At 64.9% G+C, this 16,335-nt stretch carries 10 protein-coding genes and 2 tRNA genes; 5 read left to right on the plus strand and 7 right to left on the minus strand.

Going from position 1 to position 16,335, the window contains the following annotated elements; genetic code table 11:
• Positions 1 to 11 precede the first annotated feature (11 nt).
• Both QRN54_RS22940 and QRN54_RS22945 read right to left on the minus strand, forming a co-directional pair.
• Complete coding sequence (locus tag QRN54_RS22940; protein ID WP_003945334.1) at positions 12 to 392, minus strand: DUF3817 domain-containing protein; 381 nt, start codon at positions 390 to 392, stop codon at positions 12 to 14.
• Positions 389 to 796, minus strand: coding sequence for a hypothetical protein (locus tag QRN54_RS22945; protein ID WP_020970031.1), 408 nt, complete (start codon positions 794 to 796; stop codon positions 389 to 391). Before QRN54_RS22945 ends, QRN54_RS22940 begins: the two co-directional genes overlap by 4 nt.
• 282 nt (positions 797 to 1,078) lie before the next feature.
• On the opposite strand from QRN54_RS22945, the gene QRN54_RS22950 reads away from it, so the two are divergent.
• Positions 1,079 to 1,798, plus strand: a complete 720-nt coding sequence (locus tag QRN54_RS22950) for an aspartate/glutamate racemase family protein (protein WP_099698634.1) — start codon at positions 1,079 to 1,081, stop codon at positions 1,796 to 1,798.
• Between the two features lie 59 nt (positions 1,799 to 1,857).
• Here QRN54_RS22950 and QRN54_RS22955 read toward each other — a convergent pair.
• Positions 1,858 to 1,939: transfer RNA gene (locus tag QRN54_RS22955), tRNA-Leu, on the minus strand.
• 73 nt (positions 1,940 to 2,012) lie between these two features.
• Positions 2,013 to 2,729, minus strand: a complete 717-nt coding sequence (locus QRN54_RS22960) for a DUF8548 family protein (RefSeq protein WP_064075832.1) — start codon at positions 2,727 to 2,729, stop codon at positions 2,013 to 2,015.
• Positions 2,730 to 3,148: 419 nt separating this feature from the next.
• On the opposite strand from QRN54_RS22960, the gene QRN54_RS22965 reads away from it, so the two are divergent.
• Complete coding sequence (locus tag QRN54_RS22965) at positions 3,149 to 12,460, plus strand: type I polyketide synthase (RefSeq protein ID WP_285183118.1); 9,312 nt, start codon at positions 3,149 to 3,151, stop codon at positions 12,458 to 12,460.
• A gap of 10 nt (positions 12,461 to 12,470) precedes the next feature.
• Complete coding sequence (gene acpS, locus QRN54_RS22970; protein WP_003945362.1) at positions 12,471 to 12,869, plus strand: holo-ACP synthase AcpS; 399 nt, start codon at positions 12,471 to 12,473, stop codon at positions 12,867 to 12,869.
• Between the two features lie 58 nt (positions 12,870 to 12,927).
• Here the strand turns inward: acpS and QRN54_RS22975 are convergent, their stop codons facing one another.
• Positions 12,928 to 13,629, minus strand: a complete 702-nt coding sequence (locus QRN54_RS22975) for a TetR family transcriptional regulator (protein WP_003945379.1) — start codon at positions 13,627 to 13,629, stop codon at positions 12,928 to 12,930.
• Between the two features lie 290 nt (positions 13,630 to 13,919).
• On the opposite strand from QRN54_RS22975, the gene QRN54_RS22980 reads away from it, so the two are divergent.
• The gene (locus QRN54_RS22980) at positions 13,920 to 15,269 is read left to right on the plus strand and encodes a dipeptidase (RefSeq protein ID WP_285183119.1); all 1,350 of its coding nucleotides are present in this window, start codon (positions 13,920 to 13,922) and stop codon (positions 15,267 to 15,269) included.
• On the opposite strand, the gene bcp is transcribed toward QRN54_RS22980, so the two are convergent.
• Complete coding sequence (gene bcp / locus QRN54_RS22985; protein ID WP_285183120.1) at positions 15,266 to 15,739, minus strand: thioredoxin-dependent thiol peroxidase; 474 nt, start codon at positions 15,737 to 15,739, stop codon at positions 15,266 to 15,268. The two genes, QRN54_RS22980 and bcp, sit on opposite strands and share 4 nt — an antisense overlap.
• Positions 15,740 to 15,884: 145 nt before the next feature.
• Here bcp and QRN54_RS22990 point away from each other — a divergent pair, with 145 nt between their 5' ends.
• The gene (locus tag QRN54_RS22990; RefSeq protein WP_007733292.1) at positions 15,885 to 16,106 is read left to right on the plus strand and encodes a DUF3618 domain-containing protein; all 222 of its coding nucleotides are present in this window, start codon (positions 15,885 to 15,887) and stop codon (positions 16,104 to 16,106) included.
• Between the two features lie 66 nt (positions 16,107 to 16,172).
• Here the strand turns inward: QRN54_RS22990 and QRN54_RS22995 are convergent.
• Positions 16,173 to 16,245 (minus strand) — tRNA-Lys (locus QRN54_RS22995).
• Positions 16,246 to 16,335: the final 90 nt, after the last annotated feature.

Here is a 16,335-nt window from a genome sequence, read left to right on the forward strand (position 1 = left end):
TTTTGAAACTCTCAGAGCTGGTAAGCCTGCTTCACCTGGGCAGTTCGCTTGTGCTCGAACACGAACGACAGGAACGGGATCGTGCCGGCGAGCGCGGTGGCAACCGTCGTACCGGGCTTCCACCGAGCCTTGATCGCCAAGTCGATCGTGAACACGAGATAGAGCATGTAGAACAGGCCGTGGATCTGGCCGATGTAGAACAACCACGACGGCGCGTCCGCCGAATTGTCGAGAATCAGGTACTTGTAGACCATCTCACCGGTCAGGAACAGCAGCCAGAGGCCGGTGATCCAGGCGAGAACGCGGTATCGGACCAGCGCCGACGCAACCTTCTTCTGCTTTTCTGCGTTGACTGCGGGGGTAGCGATGCTCGCTTCCGAACCGGTACTCACGTCGTGCTCCTATCGGACTCGCGAGCGGCAAGCTGCGCAAGGTAGTCGTTGTATTCCAGCATTTGGCGGGCTTCAGGGTCGTCGACGTCGAGGTTCACATCGTCGAACTCGGCCCGCGGGCGTTGCGGCAAGAGGTCGGCGGGAATCTCACGCGGCTCCGCGGCGGCTTCCTCGGCTTCGGCCTCTTCGGGGTCCACGTCTTCGAGCTGAACGAACTTGCGATACGCGTACACGACAAACGCCGCGAACAGCGGCCACTGGAACGCGTACCCGAGATTCTGTCCCGAGCCTCCGACGGCTTCGAAGCGCTCCCACTGCCACCAGCCGAGCGCGAGGCAGCCGGCAGCTGACACGATGACCAGCAGAATCAGCGCAGGTCGGCGTTTAGTAGCGTTCTTGGACACACTAAGACGGTACCTGAGAGCTATAGTGCCTCGCCCTGCGATCTCCGACACGGTGTCGTAGAAGCCGTGCCACGGCGTGTCGTAGAAGCCGTGCCACGGCGTGTCGTAGGAGCCGTGCCACGGCGTGTCGTAGGAGCCGTGCCACGGCGTGTCGTAGAAGCCGCTCCACAGCACCTGTGCGCTATGCCCATCCTCACCCGCAACGCCAGGGCACTGAACACATTCTCCCGGCTGTGCTGCATCGATAACCTCGGCGCGTATCCGAAAGCAGGGGAGTGTTTCATGCACATCAGAGTGATTCGCCCGGTCATCGACACCACACTGACTCCGGCGGTGACAGCCGAGGTGGAGCACTGGGCGGCGCCCGGCACGACGGTCGACGTCGTTTCGCTGCCTACCGGTACGGCGAGCATCGAGTCCGAGTACGACGAGGCACTTGCCGGCCCCGGGATAGTGCAGAGGGTCGAGGAAGCGGCAGCCGACGGCGTGGACGGTGTGTTCATCACATGCTTCGCCGATCCCGGAGTGCATGCCGCCCGAGAGGTCATCGACGCTCCGGTGGTCGGCGGCTTCGAGCCGTCATTTCTGACAGCGATGAGTCTGGGCGATCGCGTCGGTGTCGTGACCATCCTGCCGAATGTCGTGCCGATGCTCCGATCGCTCACTCGGCGGTATGGACTCGATAGTCGGCTGGGCAGTATTCGAGTCGTGGACATGCCGGTGCTGGGCCTCACCGATCGGGAGGAACTGATCGATCGACTGGCCGCACAGGCGTCTACGGCAGTGGAGAACGGTGACGCCGACTCCGTCGTTCTCGGTTGCACCGGCATGCTCGGTGTGACCGCCGCAGTCCGAGACAGGCTGCATGGCAAAGGGATTCATGTTCCGGTTGTGGACCCGACGGCAGCGGCGATCACATGGTTGGAGAGCTCGGTCCGTCTGGGGCTGACACCGAGTCGGACGACGTACATGACTCCACCGGTCAAGGATCGAAAGCGCTGACCTTGCTCACGAGAACCGAAAAAGCCCCGCCGGATCAGATCCGGCGGGGCTCTTCGTTGTGCGCGAGGGGGGACTTGAACCCCCACGTCCTGAGACACTGGAACCTAAATCCAGCGCGTCTGCCAATTCCGCCACTCGCGCGCGGAATTCAAAGGATACGCGAGTGGAATCGCTCGCGGGCACACCACCCTGGTCGGGATGCGCCCGCCCGCTCTCAGGCCGTTTCGGCGAGTGGATCCGCTGCGGGCGGCATGGTGGATTTCTTCGACCGGCGAGGTTGCTCGGCCGTGCGTTGATATCGCCACGCAGCGTGGGTGAGCGTTTGAACATCGACATCGAGATGTTCGGCAACCGCAACGAGCAACTCGGCTGCGTCGGTGCTCGACAACAATTTCTCGCTACTGCTTGCTTCGGTGGCGAACCGTGCAAGTAGATCTATCGAAGTTACCGTCAACTTCCCGGACAGGAACACCAGCGTCTCGAAGGTCCTGGGGCCGAGCCCCGGAACGGAGACAACTGCCGAACGGAGGCTTTCGGTGTCCTCGACGTCGGCACTGGACCGGCAACCGGATTCGACGAGCGCCTTGGCCGCGCGAGCCGCACCCTCGGCTTTGGTGAAGTAGTTGCCCGGCACGCGCTGGCGATTGCCGAGAATCGTTGCGAGCTCGTCGCCACGGTCGGTGAAGGCGGCGAGAGCGGGCAAGCTGTCGAGGCGATCGTCGGCGGCTACCGAGCGGTGTGTGCGCCAACGGTCGACGACGGCGCGGACTCCGGTCTTCGGTGTTCCATAGGCGGCGCGCGACGAGAAGATCGCATCGAGAAGGGCGGCTTCGGACTCGCGCGGCCATCCCTGATTCCAATGCGGCCACGCCTCGCGCGGAAGCTCGGCGCCGATGAATTCGGCCGCTCTGACTACGTCTGTGTCTTTCATGATTTCTCCCCCCGAGAAGTTGTCCGGTGTGGACGCGCTGAACGTAGCGAGGGAGTCCGACAGATTGTGGCCCGGAACGCACGGGATCGACCGTCCGTCAAGGAGGTCACGAATTGGTAACAATAAATATGAGGGGTTCCTCAGGTTTCTGAAAATCCCGGTAACAGTCCCAGGCAGGGCGTTCGCGACCTACTCGCGAGTCACTTTCTCGAAGTCTCGTGAGGAAGATCACGGCCCCGAAAGTCCAGATTTCCAGGGTGCCGACAAACGTGAGGAAATCCTCATGATTCTGTGTAAACCTTGTCTTGCACGAACGCCCTGACTCCGTCGATTCTCTCGACGAATTCGCGAGCACTTCAGCCGGGCAGCACACCGCAAATCCCACCTCGCCGCAGAGGTGACCAGGAGAGGACGTACGCGTGACGATCGATGACACGACACCTACAGGAAACGGACGCGACTCGAAGGGTGGGCGCCGTTTCGGCGTCGATGGGGGACAGTCCCGCACGACCAGCAAAGGTGCCCTCGTCGATTCGCTGAACAACGGCGTTTCCTACGCAATCGCTTTCGGTGGACAGGGCGCTCCCTGGCTCACCTCGCTCGAGGAGCTCAGCCGTGACAACGGCCTGGAGCCCGTTCTGACCGATCTGGTCAATGACGCAGCCGCACGCCTCGCGCCCGTCGCACAGGATCTCCTCGTGGTTCGCCCGGTCGGATTCGATCCGATCGCGTGGATGCTCGAAGCCGAGATCGTCGACGAAGAAGAAGGTGAGAAGTCGGCCGGGCCTTCCGCTGCCGCGCTCACCGCAGCTCCGGTGTCACTCCCCGGCGTCTTCCTCACGCAGCTTGCGGCGTTGCGTGCACTCTCCGCTCAGGGTCTGGATGTAGCCGGTAACCCGCCGGCTGCCGTCATCGGCCACTCGCAGGGCCTTCTGGCCACGGCTGCCGTAGCCGCGCAGGGCAACGACGACGGTGAACTCCTCGCCGTCGCACAGCTCGTCGGTGCTGCTGCCAGCTTGGTCGGCCGTCGCCGCGGCGTCATCGCCGGCGCCTCCGCGAAGCCGATGGTTGCGGTCTCGGGCGTCGATCCCGAGCGTCTCGCCGCCATCGTCGCCGAGCTTGCCGAGGGTGTGGCGCCTGAGCGCGCGGCTGTCCTCGCCATCCGCAACGGCCGTCGCCGCGTCGTTCTCGCCGGGCCGCCCGCTCAGCTGGCACGCGTGCAAGAGCGTTGCGAGCAGATCGAAGCCGAGGAAGCCCGCGAGCGTGAGGCTAAGAAGCGTGGCGGTTCCGTCTTCGCGCCGTCCTTCGATCCGCTCGACACCGAAATCGGCTTCCATCACCCCGCATTGACCGAGGCCGTCGAACTCGTCGGCAGCTGGGCGACCCGTTGCGGTCTCGACGCGGACCGTGCGCGCGAACTTGCGCAGGGTGTCCTCGTCGATCCGGTCGACTGGGTCGAGGCTGTCGACGGCGCAATCTCCGCCGGCGCCAAGTGGATTCTCGATCTCGGACCCAGCGATCAGCTGACCCGTATGACGTCCTCTTCGCTGCGTGGACAGGGCATCGGCATCATCGCCGCAGCCACCCGCGGCGGACACCGCAATCTGCTCACCCCCGGTGCAGCACCTGAGGTCTCACGTTCGTGGTCCGAGTTCGCGCCGAAGCCCGTTGCGCTTCCCGGCGGCCGTATCGGCGTCGAGACCGCGTTCACGAAGCTGACCGGTCGTTCACCCATCCTGCTCGCAGGTATGACGCCGACGACGGTCGACGCCAAGATCGTTGCCGCGGCAGCCAATGCCGGTCACTGGGCCGAGCTTGCCGGTGGCGGGCAGGTCACCGAAGAAATCTTCGAAGACCGTGTCGCAGAGCTGAAGATGCTGCTCGAGCCGGGCCGCGCGGTCCAGTTCAACTCCCTGTTCCTCGACCCGTACCTGTGGAAGCTGCAACTCGGTGGCAAGCGCCTCGTGCAGCGTGCCCGTACCGCCGGTGCTCCCATCGACGGCGTCATCGTCACCGCCGGTATCCCGGAACTCGAAGAGGCTGTTGCTCTCATCGACGAGTTGTCCGAGATCGGCATCACCAACATTGCATTCAAGCCCGGCACCGTGGCGCAGATCCGCTCCGTGATCCGCATCGCCAACGAGGTTCCGAACTTCCCGGTCATCGTCCACATCGAAGGCGGCCGCGCCGGCGGACACCACTCGTGGGAAGACCTCGACGACCTGCTCCTCGACACGTACGCCGAGCTGCGTACACGTCCGAACCTGGTCATCTGCGTCGGTGGCGGCATCGGAACACCTGAGCGCGCAGCCGATTACCTGACCGGTCGCTGGTCCGCCGCAGCCGGTTTCCCGGCCATGCCCGTCGACGGCATCCTTGTCGGCACCGCAGCCATGGCGACTCTCGAGGCCACCACCTCTCCCGAGGTCAAGCAGCTCCTCGTCGACACACCCGGTACGCCGGACTGGGTCGGTGCAGGTACCGCTGAAGGCGGAATGGCCTCCGGCCGTAGCCAGCTCGGTGCCGACATCCACGAGATCGACAACGCGGCTTCGCGTACCGGGCGCCTCCTCGACGAGGTTGCCGGCGATTCCGAGGCAGTGGCCGAGCGCCGCGACGAGATCATCGCCGCCCTCGACGTCACCGCCAAGCCGTACTTCGGCGACGTCGAGACCATGACGTACGCACAGTGGCTGCGCCGCTACCTCGAGCTGACCGTCGGCATCGACGCGGCGAAAGAATTCGACTGCGGCGCCGATCTTCAGGACGCCATCGTCGAGGCGACGTCGAGCCCGTGGCTCGACATCACCTGGCGTGCTCGCTTCGGCGAGATGCTCCAGCGCACCGAGGCGCGTCTGCACCCGGTCGACCGCGGCCCGATCCCCACGCTGTTCGCTGACGCCGAGACCCTCGAGCGCCCCGAGGCTGCAATCTGCGCACTGCAGGCGTCGTACCCGGACTACTCGACCACCGTTCTGCATCCCGCAGACGTCTCGTTCTTCATCTCGTTGTGCAAGACGCCGGGCAAGCCGGTCAACTTCGTTCCCGTCGTCGACGGTGACGTGCGTCGTTGGTGGCGCAGCGACTCCCTGTGGCAGGCACACGACCCCCGCTACACCGCCGATCAGGTTTGCGTCATCCCCGGCACCGTTGCCGTCGCCGGCATCACCCGTGTCGACGAGCCGGTCGGTGACCTGCTCGATCGCTTCGAGAAGGCGACCTACGACGAATTGGTTGCTGCCGGAACCACTCCGGTTGCACTCGCGAGCCGTCGCCACCAGGATTCCGCACCCGGACTTCTCGACGCCGTTCTCTCGGCTCCTGACCTCCAGTGGGCCGGCCGCCTGACCCAGAACCCCGTCCGTCGTCTCGGCGACCTCGACGAGTGGAGTGCAGAGTCTGCCGACAAGGCAGTTCACGGCACCACCGGTTCCAGTCTGACCGTCGTCGATTCCTCGCACGTGCTGCTTTCGGTTCCGTTGGTGGCAGGCAAGTCCGTCGACATCACGATCACGATCCCCGAGTCCGTCGTCGACGGCGGCGCTCCGGTTGTCACCGAAGCCGATGCCGAAGGTGCGATGTCCGCGCTCCTGGCAGTTGCTGCCGGACAGGAACTTCCGACAGTCAAGAACGGCAAGGCTCGCCTCAACGTCGCGTGGGTTCCCGATCGCATCGCCGATCACGCCGGTGTCACCGGTTCGGGTCTGCCCGCCACGCTCAGTGTCAGCGGCAAGGCTGTTCCGGACGTCGTCGTCGGAGCATGCTGGCCTGCAGTGTTCGCAGTCCTCGGCGCAGCCAAGCTCGACAGTCTTTCCGTTATCGAAGGCATGCTCGACCTGGTCCACCTCGACCACACCGTCGACTTCGTCGGTGAACTTCCCTCCGAGACAAGCATTCTCGTGGTCAATGCCGAGGTCGCCTCGGTTCTCGACACCGACCTCGGTCGTGTCGTCGAGGTCAAGGTCGAGGTCGGTGCCATGCTCGGCGAGGGCCTCGACGCCCCCGCAGTCGTCACCATGACCGAGCGTTTCGCGATCCGCGGACGCACCGGTGCAGGCGAACTCGCCGACCCGGCTCGCGCCGGTGGATCGATCAGCGATGCGGCTGTCGACACCTCGCGGCGTCGTCGCCGTGACGCGAAGATCCTCGCTCCGGTCAGCATGGGCGCGTTCGCTCAGGTTTCCGGTGACCACAACCCGATTCACACCTCCGACAACGCCGCTCTGCTGGCCGGCCTCGGAACCCCGATCGTGCACGGCATGTGGCTCTCCGCCGCAGCGCAGCAGGTAGTCACCGCAGTCGACCCGGGCGAGACCCGCGTCCCGCCGCGCCGCCTGACCGCCTGGACAGCTCGCTTCCTCGGGATGGTTCGACCCGGCGCCGAGATCGACGTCCGTGTCGATCGTGTCGGTATCGACCAGGGCGCGGAAATCGTCGAGGTCGGCTGCCGCATCGACGGTGAACTGGTCATGGTCGCCACCGGCCGCACCGCCGCGCCGAAGACCGTCTACGCCTTCCCCGGCCAGGGCATTCAGCGCCCGGGCATGGGCCTCGACGCTCGCGCACGCTCCAAGGCCGCCCGCGACGTCTGGGAGCGCGCGGACAAGCACACTCGTAAGGCACTCGGATTCTCGATTCTCGCTGTCGTGCGCGACAACCCGGTGACCGTCAAGGCCCGTGGTGTCGAGCACAGGCATCCCGACGGTGTCTTGCACCTGACTCAGTTCACCCAGGTGGCCATGGCCGTTCTCGGTGTTGCCCAGGTTGCCGAGCTGCGCGAATCCGGAACCTTCATCGAGGATTCCCTTCTGGCCGGTCACTCGGTCGGTGAGTACAACGCACTCGCCGCTGTCGCCGAGGTTTTCCCGCTCGAAGCACTTCTCGAGGTCGTCTTCCAGCGTGGCTCCGCCATGCACCAGCTCGTTCCCCGTGACGAAGCCGGACGCTCCGACTACCGCATGGCCGCTATTCGCCCGTCGCAGATCGGTGTTTCCGACGACGACGTGCAGGGCTTCGTCGCCGGTGTCGCCGAGACCTCCGGTGAGTTCCTCGAAATCGTCAACCTGAACCTGCGCGGCAGCCAGTACGCCATCGCCGGTTCGGTAGCCGGTCTCGACGCACTCGAGGTCGAAATCGACCGTCGCCGAGCAGAATTCGGTGGCAAGCGGGCATACATCCAGGTTCCCGGCATCGACGTGCCGTTCCACTCCACCGTCCTTCGCGGTGGCGTGGCGGACTTCCGCGTGTGCCTGCAGGACTTGCTCCCGCACGACATCGACCCGGACATCCTGATCGGCCGCTACATCCCGAACCTGGTTCCGAAGCCGTTCTCGCTGCGTCGTGACTTCGTTCAGGAAATCGCCGACTTGGTGCCGTCCGAGCCGCTGCAGGAAGTCCTCGCAGACTTCGACAGCTACGCAACGCGCACTCACGAGTTGTCCCGCATCATCCTGATCGAGCTGCTGGCTTGGCAGTTCGCCAGCCCGGTCCGTTGGATCGAGACGCAGGACCTGCTCTTCGGTGACGAGTCCGAAGGAGGGCTCGGGGTCGAACGCTTCGTCGAGATCGGTCTCGGCGCTGCCCCGACCGTCGCGAACCTCGCGTCGCAGACCCTCAAGCTGCCGGGCCGCTTCGGCTACCCGGTCGAGGTTCTCAACGTCGAGCGCGAAGCTGCGATCGTCTACGGCACCGACGTCGACCCCGCTGTCGATGACGACGACGAGATCGAAGCGCCTGCCGCGCAGGCTGCTCCGGTCGCCGCGGCCGCTGCTCCGGTTGCCGCTGCCGCGCCGGCTGCACCTTCGGGTGGACCGCGTCCGGACGACCTCACCTTCAAGGCGCCCGACGCCACGAAGGTCCTGATCAGCCTGTGGACCAAGCTCCGTCCCGATCAGGTGGGCCCCGCGGACACGATCGAGGCACTGTGCGACGGCGTTTCCTCGCGTCGCAACCAGCTTCTGGTCGACCTCGGCTCCGAGCTCTCCCTCGGTGCCATCGACGGGGCCGCAGACGCCGACATGGGCTCCCTGGGGGCAACCGTCGACAAGCTCGCCCGTACGTACAAGCCGTTCGGACCGGTGCTCTCCGATTCGATCAACGATCACCTACGCAAGGTCTTCGGCCCCTCGGGCAAGCGTCCCGGCTACATCGCCGACCGCGTCAAGAAGGTCTGGGAGCTGGGCGACGGCTGGGCACATCACGTCACCGCAGCAGTGGCTCTCGGTACCCGTGACGGCGCCAGCATCCGCGGCGGCGACCTCGGTGGCCTGAGCTCCGGCGCACTGGCCGACGCTGCAGCAGTGGACGCAGTCATCGACAGCGCAGTTGCCTCGGTCGGGTCTGCTCGCGGAGTCAGCGTCTCGTTGCCGGCTACCGGCGGCGGAAGCGGCGGAACCGTCGACGCAGCCGCTCTGGGTGAGTTCACCGAGAACATCACCGGTCGCAACGGCGTTCTGGCCTCGGCCGCACGCCTGGTACTCGAGCAGCTCGGACTGAACGAAGAAACGGCAGTCGCGACGGTCGAGGACACCGAACTGGTCGACCTGGTCTCGGCTGAACTCGGCTCCGACTGGCCGCGTCTGGTTGCTCCGGCATTCGACGCGCAGAAGGCCGTGCTGCTCGACGACCGCTGGGCAAGTGCGCGTGAGGATCTCGCTCGCATTTGGCTCGGTGACACCGCGTTGTCGGTCGAGAACTTCATCGGTGCCGGCTCCACCGTCGCCGCACAGGCGAAGTGGTGGGCCACCCGTGCAACCGACGAAGGCCGCACCCCACTCGCCGAGGTCTACACCCGCATCGCTGATGCGGCTGCTGCGGCAGAATCCGACGCACCCGAGTGGGCAGGCGAGGTCGCAGTAGTGACGGGCGCCAGCAAGGGTTCCATCGCGGCAGCGGTCACGGGCAAGCTCCTTGCCGGTGGCGCAACGGTATTCGTGACCACCTCGCGACTCGACGGTCAGCGTCTGGGCTTCTACCGCGACCTGTACCGCGAGAATGCTCGCGCCGGTGCCGCCCTCTGGGTGGTTCCCGCGAACATGGCGTCGTACACCGACGTCGACGCACTGATCGACTGGATCGGCAACGAGGCCACCGAGAACGCAGGCGGCGCAAAGAAGCTCATCAAGCCGGCCATGACGCCGACGATGCTCTTCCCCTTCGCAGCTCCCCGTGTCGGCGGCGAACTCTCCGACGCCGGCGCTCGCGCCGAAATGGAAATGCGCGTGCTGCTCTGGTCGGTGGAGCGCCTCATCGGCGGTCTGTCGAAGATCGGTTACGACAGCGATGTCGACACGCACCTGCACGTAGTGCTGCCCGGTTCGCCGAACCGCGGAACGTTCGGCGGCGACGGTGCATACGGTGAGGCCAAGGCTTCGCTGATCGCCGTGGTCAATCGCTGGAAGGCCGAGCGCAACTGGGCCGAGCGGGTCACGTTGGCACATGCGGTCATCGGTTGGGTTCGCGGAACCGGACTCATGGGTCACAACGATCCCATCGTCGACGCAGTCGAAGCTGCGGGCGTCCGCACCTGGTCCACCCAGGAGATGGCGACCGAACTGCTGAAGACGGCAACCCGCGAGTCGCGGCGCGCTGCTGCCGAGGCTCCGCTCGAGGTCGACCTGACCGGCGGACTGTCCGAGGCCAACCTGGATCTGGGTGCTTTGGCCAAGGAAGCTGCCGAGGTTGCCGAGATCGCCGAAGCTGTCGACGAAGCAGTGGACGAGTCCAGCATCCTGGCGCTGCCCGCTCCGGCTCGCATCGACGACTCGGTCAAGGCTCCGAGCTGGCCCGAACTGGACGTCACCCCCGCGGACCTCGTGGTCATCGTGGGTGCCGGAGAGCTCGGACCCTACGGTTCCTCGCGTACCCGCTTCGAGATGGAGGTCGACGAGCAGCTCTCTGCCGCAGGCGTTCTCGAATTGGCGTGGAACACCGGACTCATCGTCTGGGAGAACGACCCCAAGCCGGGCTGGTACGACGTCGAATCCGGTGACCTGGTACCCGAGGCGGAAATCGCCGACAAGTACCACGACGCAGTCGTCGAGCGTTGCGGCATCCGTCGCTACGTCGACGAGGGCGCGATGATCGACAACACCGCTCCGCTGCTCACCTCCGTGTTCCTGGACAAGGATCTGAGCTTCGTGGTCGGCAGTGAGGCAGAGGCTCAGGCCTTCGTCGAATCCGATCCGGAGAACACGACGGCGACGGTTTCCGCCGAGTCCGGAGACTGGACGGTCACCCGCCGCGCAGGCACCGAGATCCGCGTCCCGCGCAAGATGAAGCTGACTCGCAGTGTCGGCGGCCAGATTCCGACCAACTTCGACGTCACCAAGTGGGGCATCCCCGCCGACATGGCAGATTCGGTCGACCGCGTCGGACTCTGGAACATCGTCGCAACGGTGGACGCCTTCCTGACGGGCGGCTTCACTCCGAGCGAACTGCTCCGCTGGGTACACCCGAGCCTGGTCGCCAACACGCAGGGCACCGGCATGGGCGGCATGACCTCCATGAGGAGCCTGTACATCGACACGCTGCTCGGCGAGAACCGTCCGAACGACATCCTGCAGGAAGCGCTGCCGAACGTCATTGCAGCGCACGTCGTTCAGTCGTACGTCGGCGGTTACGGTGCGATGGTTCACCCCGTCGCCGCCTGCGCCACGGCAGCGGTATCCGTCGAAGAAGGCGTCGACAAGATCCGACTCGGCAAGGCGCAGTTGGTTGTTGCCGGCGGGTTCGACGATCTGAGCACGGAAGGCATCATCGGCTTCGGCGACATGTCGGCCACTGCCAAGACCGAGGACATGCATGCCAAGGGCATCGAGGATCGCCGCTTCTCGCGGGCCAACGATCGTCGCCGCGGCGGATTCGTCGAGTCGGCCGGTGGCGGAACGATTCTCCTCGCTCGCGGTGACCTGGCACTCGAGATGGGTCTTCCCGTCCTCGGTGTGGTCGCCTGGGCCGGATCGTTCGCCGACGGTGTCCACACCTCGATCCCGGCACCGGGACTCGGAGCTTTGGGCGCCGGACGTGGGGGAGCGGATTCGCAGCTTGCACTCTCGCTCAACGCACTCGGCGTGAGCGCCGACGACATCGCCGTGATCTCCAAGCACGACACCTCCACTGCCGCCAACGATCCCAACGAGGCAGAGCTGCACGAGCGCCTCGCCGGGGCATTGGGACGCAGTGAAGGCGCGCCGATGTTCGTGGTCTCGCAGAAGAGCCTGACCGGTCACGCCAAGGGTGGTGCCGCAGCCTTCCAGCTGATCGGGCTCTGCCAGGTACTGAGCCAGGGCATCGTCCCGCCGAACCGCAGCCTCGACTGCGTCGACGACAAGATGGCCGAATTCGAGCACCTCGTGTGGGCACGTCAGCCGCTCAAGTTCGGTGAGCATCTTCCGCTGCGCGCGGGCCTGCTGACCAGCCTCGGCTTCGGTCACGTCTCCGGATTGATCGCAGTCGTGCACCCGCAGGCATTCGTCGAGTCGGTCCCGGCCGACAAGCGTGACGCTTATGTTGCTGCGGCCCAGCAGCGGACGATCGACGGTCAGCGTCGCCTCGCGAAGGCGATGTGCGGTGGCGACAGCCTCTACGAGCGCCCGGCGGATCGTCGCCTCGGTGCCGACGGAACGCCGGCCAAGGCGTCGCGTCAGCTCGAAGCGGACATGCTGCTGAGCGAGGACGCACGACTCGGCGCAGACCAGGTGTACCGCTCGAATCTGCCCGGCTGCAAGTAGTAGTCACGGTATGGGAGTTCTGGGTATCGGTTTCGACCTCGTGACGGTGTCGGAGTTCGCCGAGCAATTGAACAGGCCGGGAACGGCAATGCTCGACAACTTCACACCGGGCGAGCGTCGAGACGCCGCTACCCGGAGCTCCGAACCGGCACGACATTTCGCCGCCCGGTGGGCTGCGAAGGAAGCAGTGATCAAGGCATGGTCAACTGCTCTCTTCGCCGGCCCACCGGTGCTGGGGGAAATGATCCACAATCAGATCGAGGTCGTCTCGGACGCCTGGGGGCGCCCCGGCATCCGGCTTCGCGGTGACGTGGCCAAACACCTGACCGGAGTGAAGATTCATATTTCGCTCACCCACGACGGGGACATGGCGGGCGCTTTCGCGGTCATCGAATCCGACCCGGAGTAGCACTGCCGCACACGAAAGAGCCGGTCTCCCAAGGGGAGACCGGCTCTTTGTCGTTCGACTAGTCCTTCGTGCGGGATTCCTTCTCGGCGACGAGGAGATACGCGATCATCAACCTTTTCAGTTCGGCGACGGCGTCGGCATGCGACTGACCGTCCTGAACCGAGAAATTGAGCATCGAATACACCACGTGGACAAGAACTTCCGCCATCATCAGGCGACGATCTCGCCGCGTACGAGGCGTCAACGGGCCGAGCATTTTCGCTACGGTCTCGGCGAACTGCTTTTCGTGAATGACTCCGGTTGCCCGCGTGGACGGCGTCGACTGCATCGCCAGCCAGACCTCGCGGCGCGACGGATCTGACGTCCACAGCCCGGCCATGTGATCGACGAAACTGTTCAGGAACCGCAACCAGTCGAGCGAGGGTACTTCGCCGCCGAACTGAGCAAGCTCGTGCTGGACCCCGACGAGGTCCTGGCGGTTCAATTCGCACACGATGACGTACTTGTTCGCGAAGAACTGGTAAAGCGTCCCAATCGGGACGTCAGCACGTGCCGCGACTTCTTCACAGGTGAACGATTCGAAACCGACATCGGTGAGGAGTTCCCGTGACGCAGCCAGGAGTGCGTCGAATTTACGCTGGCTGCGCTCTTGCGTCGGACGCTTGCGCGGCAGCAGTTCCTGCGGTTCTTCGAGGCTCTGGGGATTCTCCAGTGCTGGGTCGACTCGTCGCCGCGCGCGGTGACGAGTCGTGGGCTGCACGTCTTCCAGGCTATCGGTGTTTTCTGTCGAATTTGGGACTTGTGCATTATCCGGTGTCATCGGCCACCTACTTCGGCGGTCGTGATCGGTCGAAACGCACCGCGCAGGTGCGCGCACACGAGTCCCGATGCTGTTGCCACACCTCGATACTAGGTGACCAACTGTCCAGTAGCCGAAGAGGTTGCTGCGCGGTGTGGCGCAACGGCGATCCTGGCGCCTGCCTACGTCCGATTCGGGCAGACTGAGATTCTTCGGGCACACCGAGATTCGATGCCGAGGAGAGGGAGACGATGACGGAAGAACTGCGAACCGCGGTAGGTGAACTCATGCCGCGTGCCCGTGAGGATCTGAGTGCACTTGTGGCGATGAAGTCCGTTGCCGATGCACGGCAGTACCCGCCGGAAGAATGCGCGGCCGCTGCGCATTGGGTCCTGGAGGCATTCCGGGCTCAGGGTTTCGCCGATATCGAGGCGATCGAGACCTCCGACGGTTCGGCCGCGGTTGTCGGGCGTCGACCAGGCCCGGGCGGTGCTCCGACCGTTCTGCTGTACTGCCACTACGACGTTCAGCCGCCCGGAAACGAAGAGCTCTGGGGCTCCCCGCCTTTCACGCTCACCGAGCGCGACGGACGGTGGTACGGACGGGGCGCTTCCGACTGCAAGGGCAACGTCGTCATGCATCTGACAGCTCTGCGAGCGCTCGCCGCAGCCGGTGTGGACCCGAGCGTCCACCTGACGCTCGTCGCCGAAGGATCCGAGGAGATGGGCACTGGCGGTCTCGAGGATCTGGTGCGAGAGCGGCCCGAACTTTTTGCAGCCGACATGATCCTGATCGCCGATACCGGCAACACCGAAGTCGGGGAGCCGACGATCACGACGTCATTGCGCGGGATCGCGAATGTTGTGGTCCACGTGTCGACGCTCGAGGGTGAGATTCACTCCGGTGTCTTCGGTGGACCGGCGCCCGATGCGATCACCGCGCTGGTGCACATACTCTCGACGCTGCACGACAGCGCCGGAAACACCACTGTCGAAGGCTTGACCAACGACCAGGAATGGGCGGGTGTCAGTTATGACGGCGATCAGTTCCGCTCCGACGCCGGGGTGCTCGAAGGGGTGCAGCTGACTGGTTCCGGTTCGGTCGCCGAGCAGGTGTGGGCTCGTCCGGCGCTGACCATCCTGGGTATCGACTGCCCGCCGGTCGTGGGTTCGGCGGCGGCGATCACGCCCCGCGCGTCGGCGCGCCTGAATCTTCGTGTCCCGCCTGGCACGGATCCGGCGCAGGCACAGAAGTTGTTGACGGACCACCTCCGCGCGGCGGCGCCGTGGGGCGTCCACATCGAGGTCGTTCCGGAATCGACGGGATCGCCGTTCTCGTCCTCGACGGAGGGTGCAGGTTTCGCGCAGCTGAAGTCCGCGTTCACCGATGCCTACGGCCGCGAAGTCGGATTTGCCGGCCAAGGGGGATCGATACCGCTGTGCAGTGCACTGGCCGAGCAGTTCCCCGACGCGGAGATCGCGTTGATCGGCGTCGAGGAACCGCAATGCCGCATTCATGCGCCCGACGAAAGCGTCGACCCGTCGGAGATCGAGAATCTCGCTTTCGCGGAGGCTCTGTTCTTGAGCCGGTACGGGAGTTAGACCGACAGATCGCGTCGTAGCTTGGCGACGTGGCCGGTGGCCCGGACGTTGTACTGGGCCACCTCGATCTTGCCTTCCTCGTCGACGAGGAACGTCGAGCGGATGACGCCCTGGACGGTCTTGCCGTACATCTTCTTCTCACCGAACGCGCCCCAGGCTTCGAGCGTCGCCTTCTCGGGATCGGAGAGCAGCGGGAAGGTCAACTCTTCGGTATCGCGGAACTTCGCGAGTTTTGCGGGCTTGTCCGGCGAGATTCCGATGACTTCGAGGCCGGCGCCGTTCAGCTCGGCGAGGCTGTCACGGAAGTCGCAGGCCTGCTTGGTGCACCCCGGGGTGCTGGCCGCCGGGTAGAAGTACACGATGACCTTGCGGCCGCGGTAATCGTGAAGGGAAACCTCGTTGCCATCGGCGTCTGGGAGCGCGAAATCCGGCGCGACGTCGCCGGCGGACAATCTACTGTTCTCGGTCACGGGAATCGAGGTTAGTCGAGAAATTGCGCGGCAGGTGGGCGCGAGGGCATTCTGCTCCTCTACGGTAGAGCGAAGTGTCGGCGCGCTGCGTCCGCACAGCAGACCCGCACACAGAGCAGCAGAACACAGACAAGTTGGAGGACACGTGCCCAGGGACACCGAGAGCATCGAACGCGAGATCGAGAAGGCGCGTAACCAGCTCGCGAGCACACTCGACGAACTGACGGTCCGCACCAACCCGAAGCGGCTGGTCGAGAACACCAAGAAGACGGTGCTCGCCAAGCTCAACGAGCCGGCAGTGAAGTACGCGCTGATCGCAGTCGGTTCAGTGGTGGGAATACTCGTGGTCCGGAAGATCATTCGCTGACCCGAGTTGTCGAAGACAGAACATGAAGAAGGCCCCCACCTGGTGAGGTGGGGGCCTTCTTGCAAGTGCGCCCACAGGGACTCGAACCCCGGACCCAGTGATTAAGAGTCACTTGCTCTACCAACTGAGCTATAGGCGCTCGCTCTTGCGAGACAGAACATTAGCCGACAGGCTCAGGAGTTTGCAAAACGCGTGTTCATCGTGGTGACGATGGTTACATCGCTTCCGG

Source organism: Rhodococcus sp. MEB032, from assembly GCF_030208925.1.
Lineage (GTDB): Bacteria > Actinomycetota > Actinomycetes > Mycobacteriales > Mycobacteriaceae > Rhodococcus_F > Rhodococcus_F qingshengii.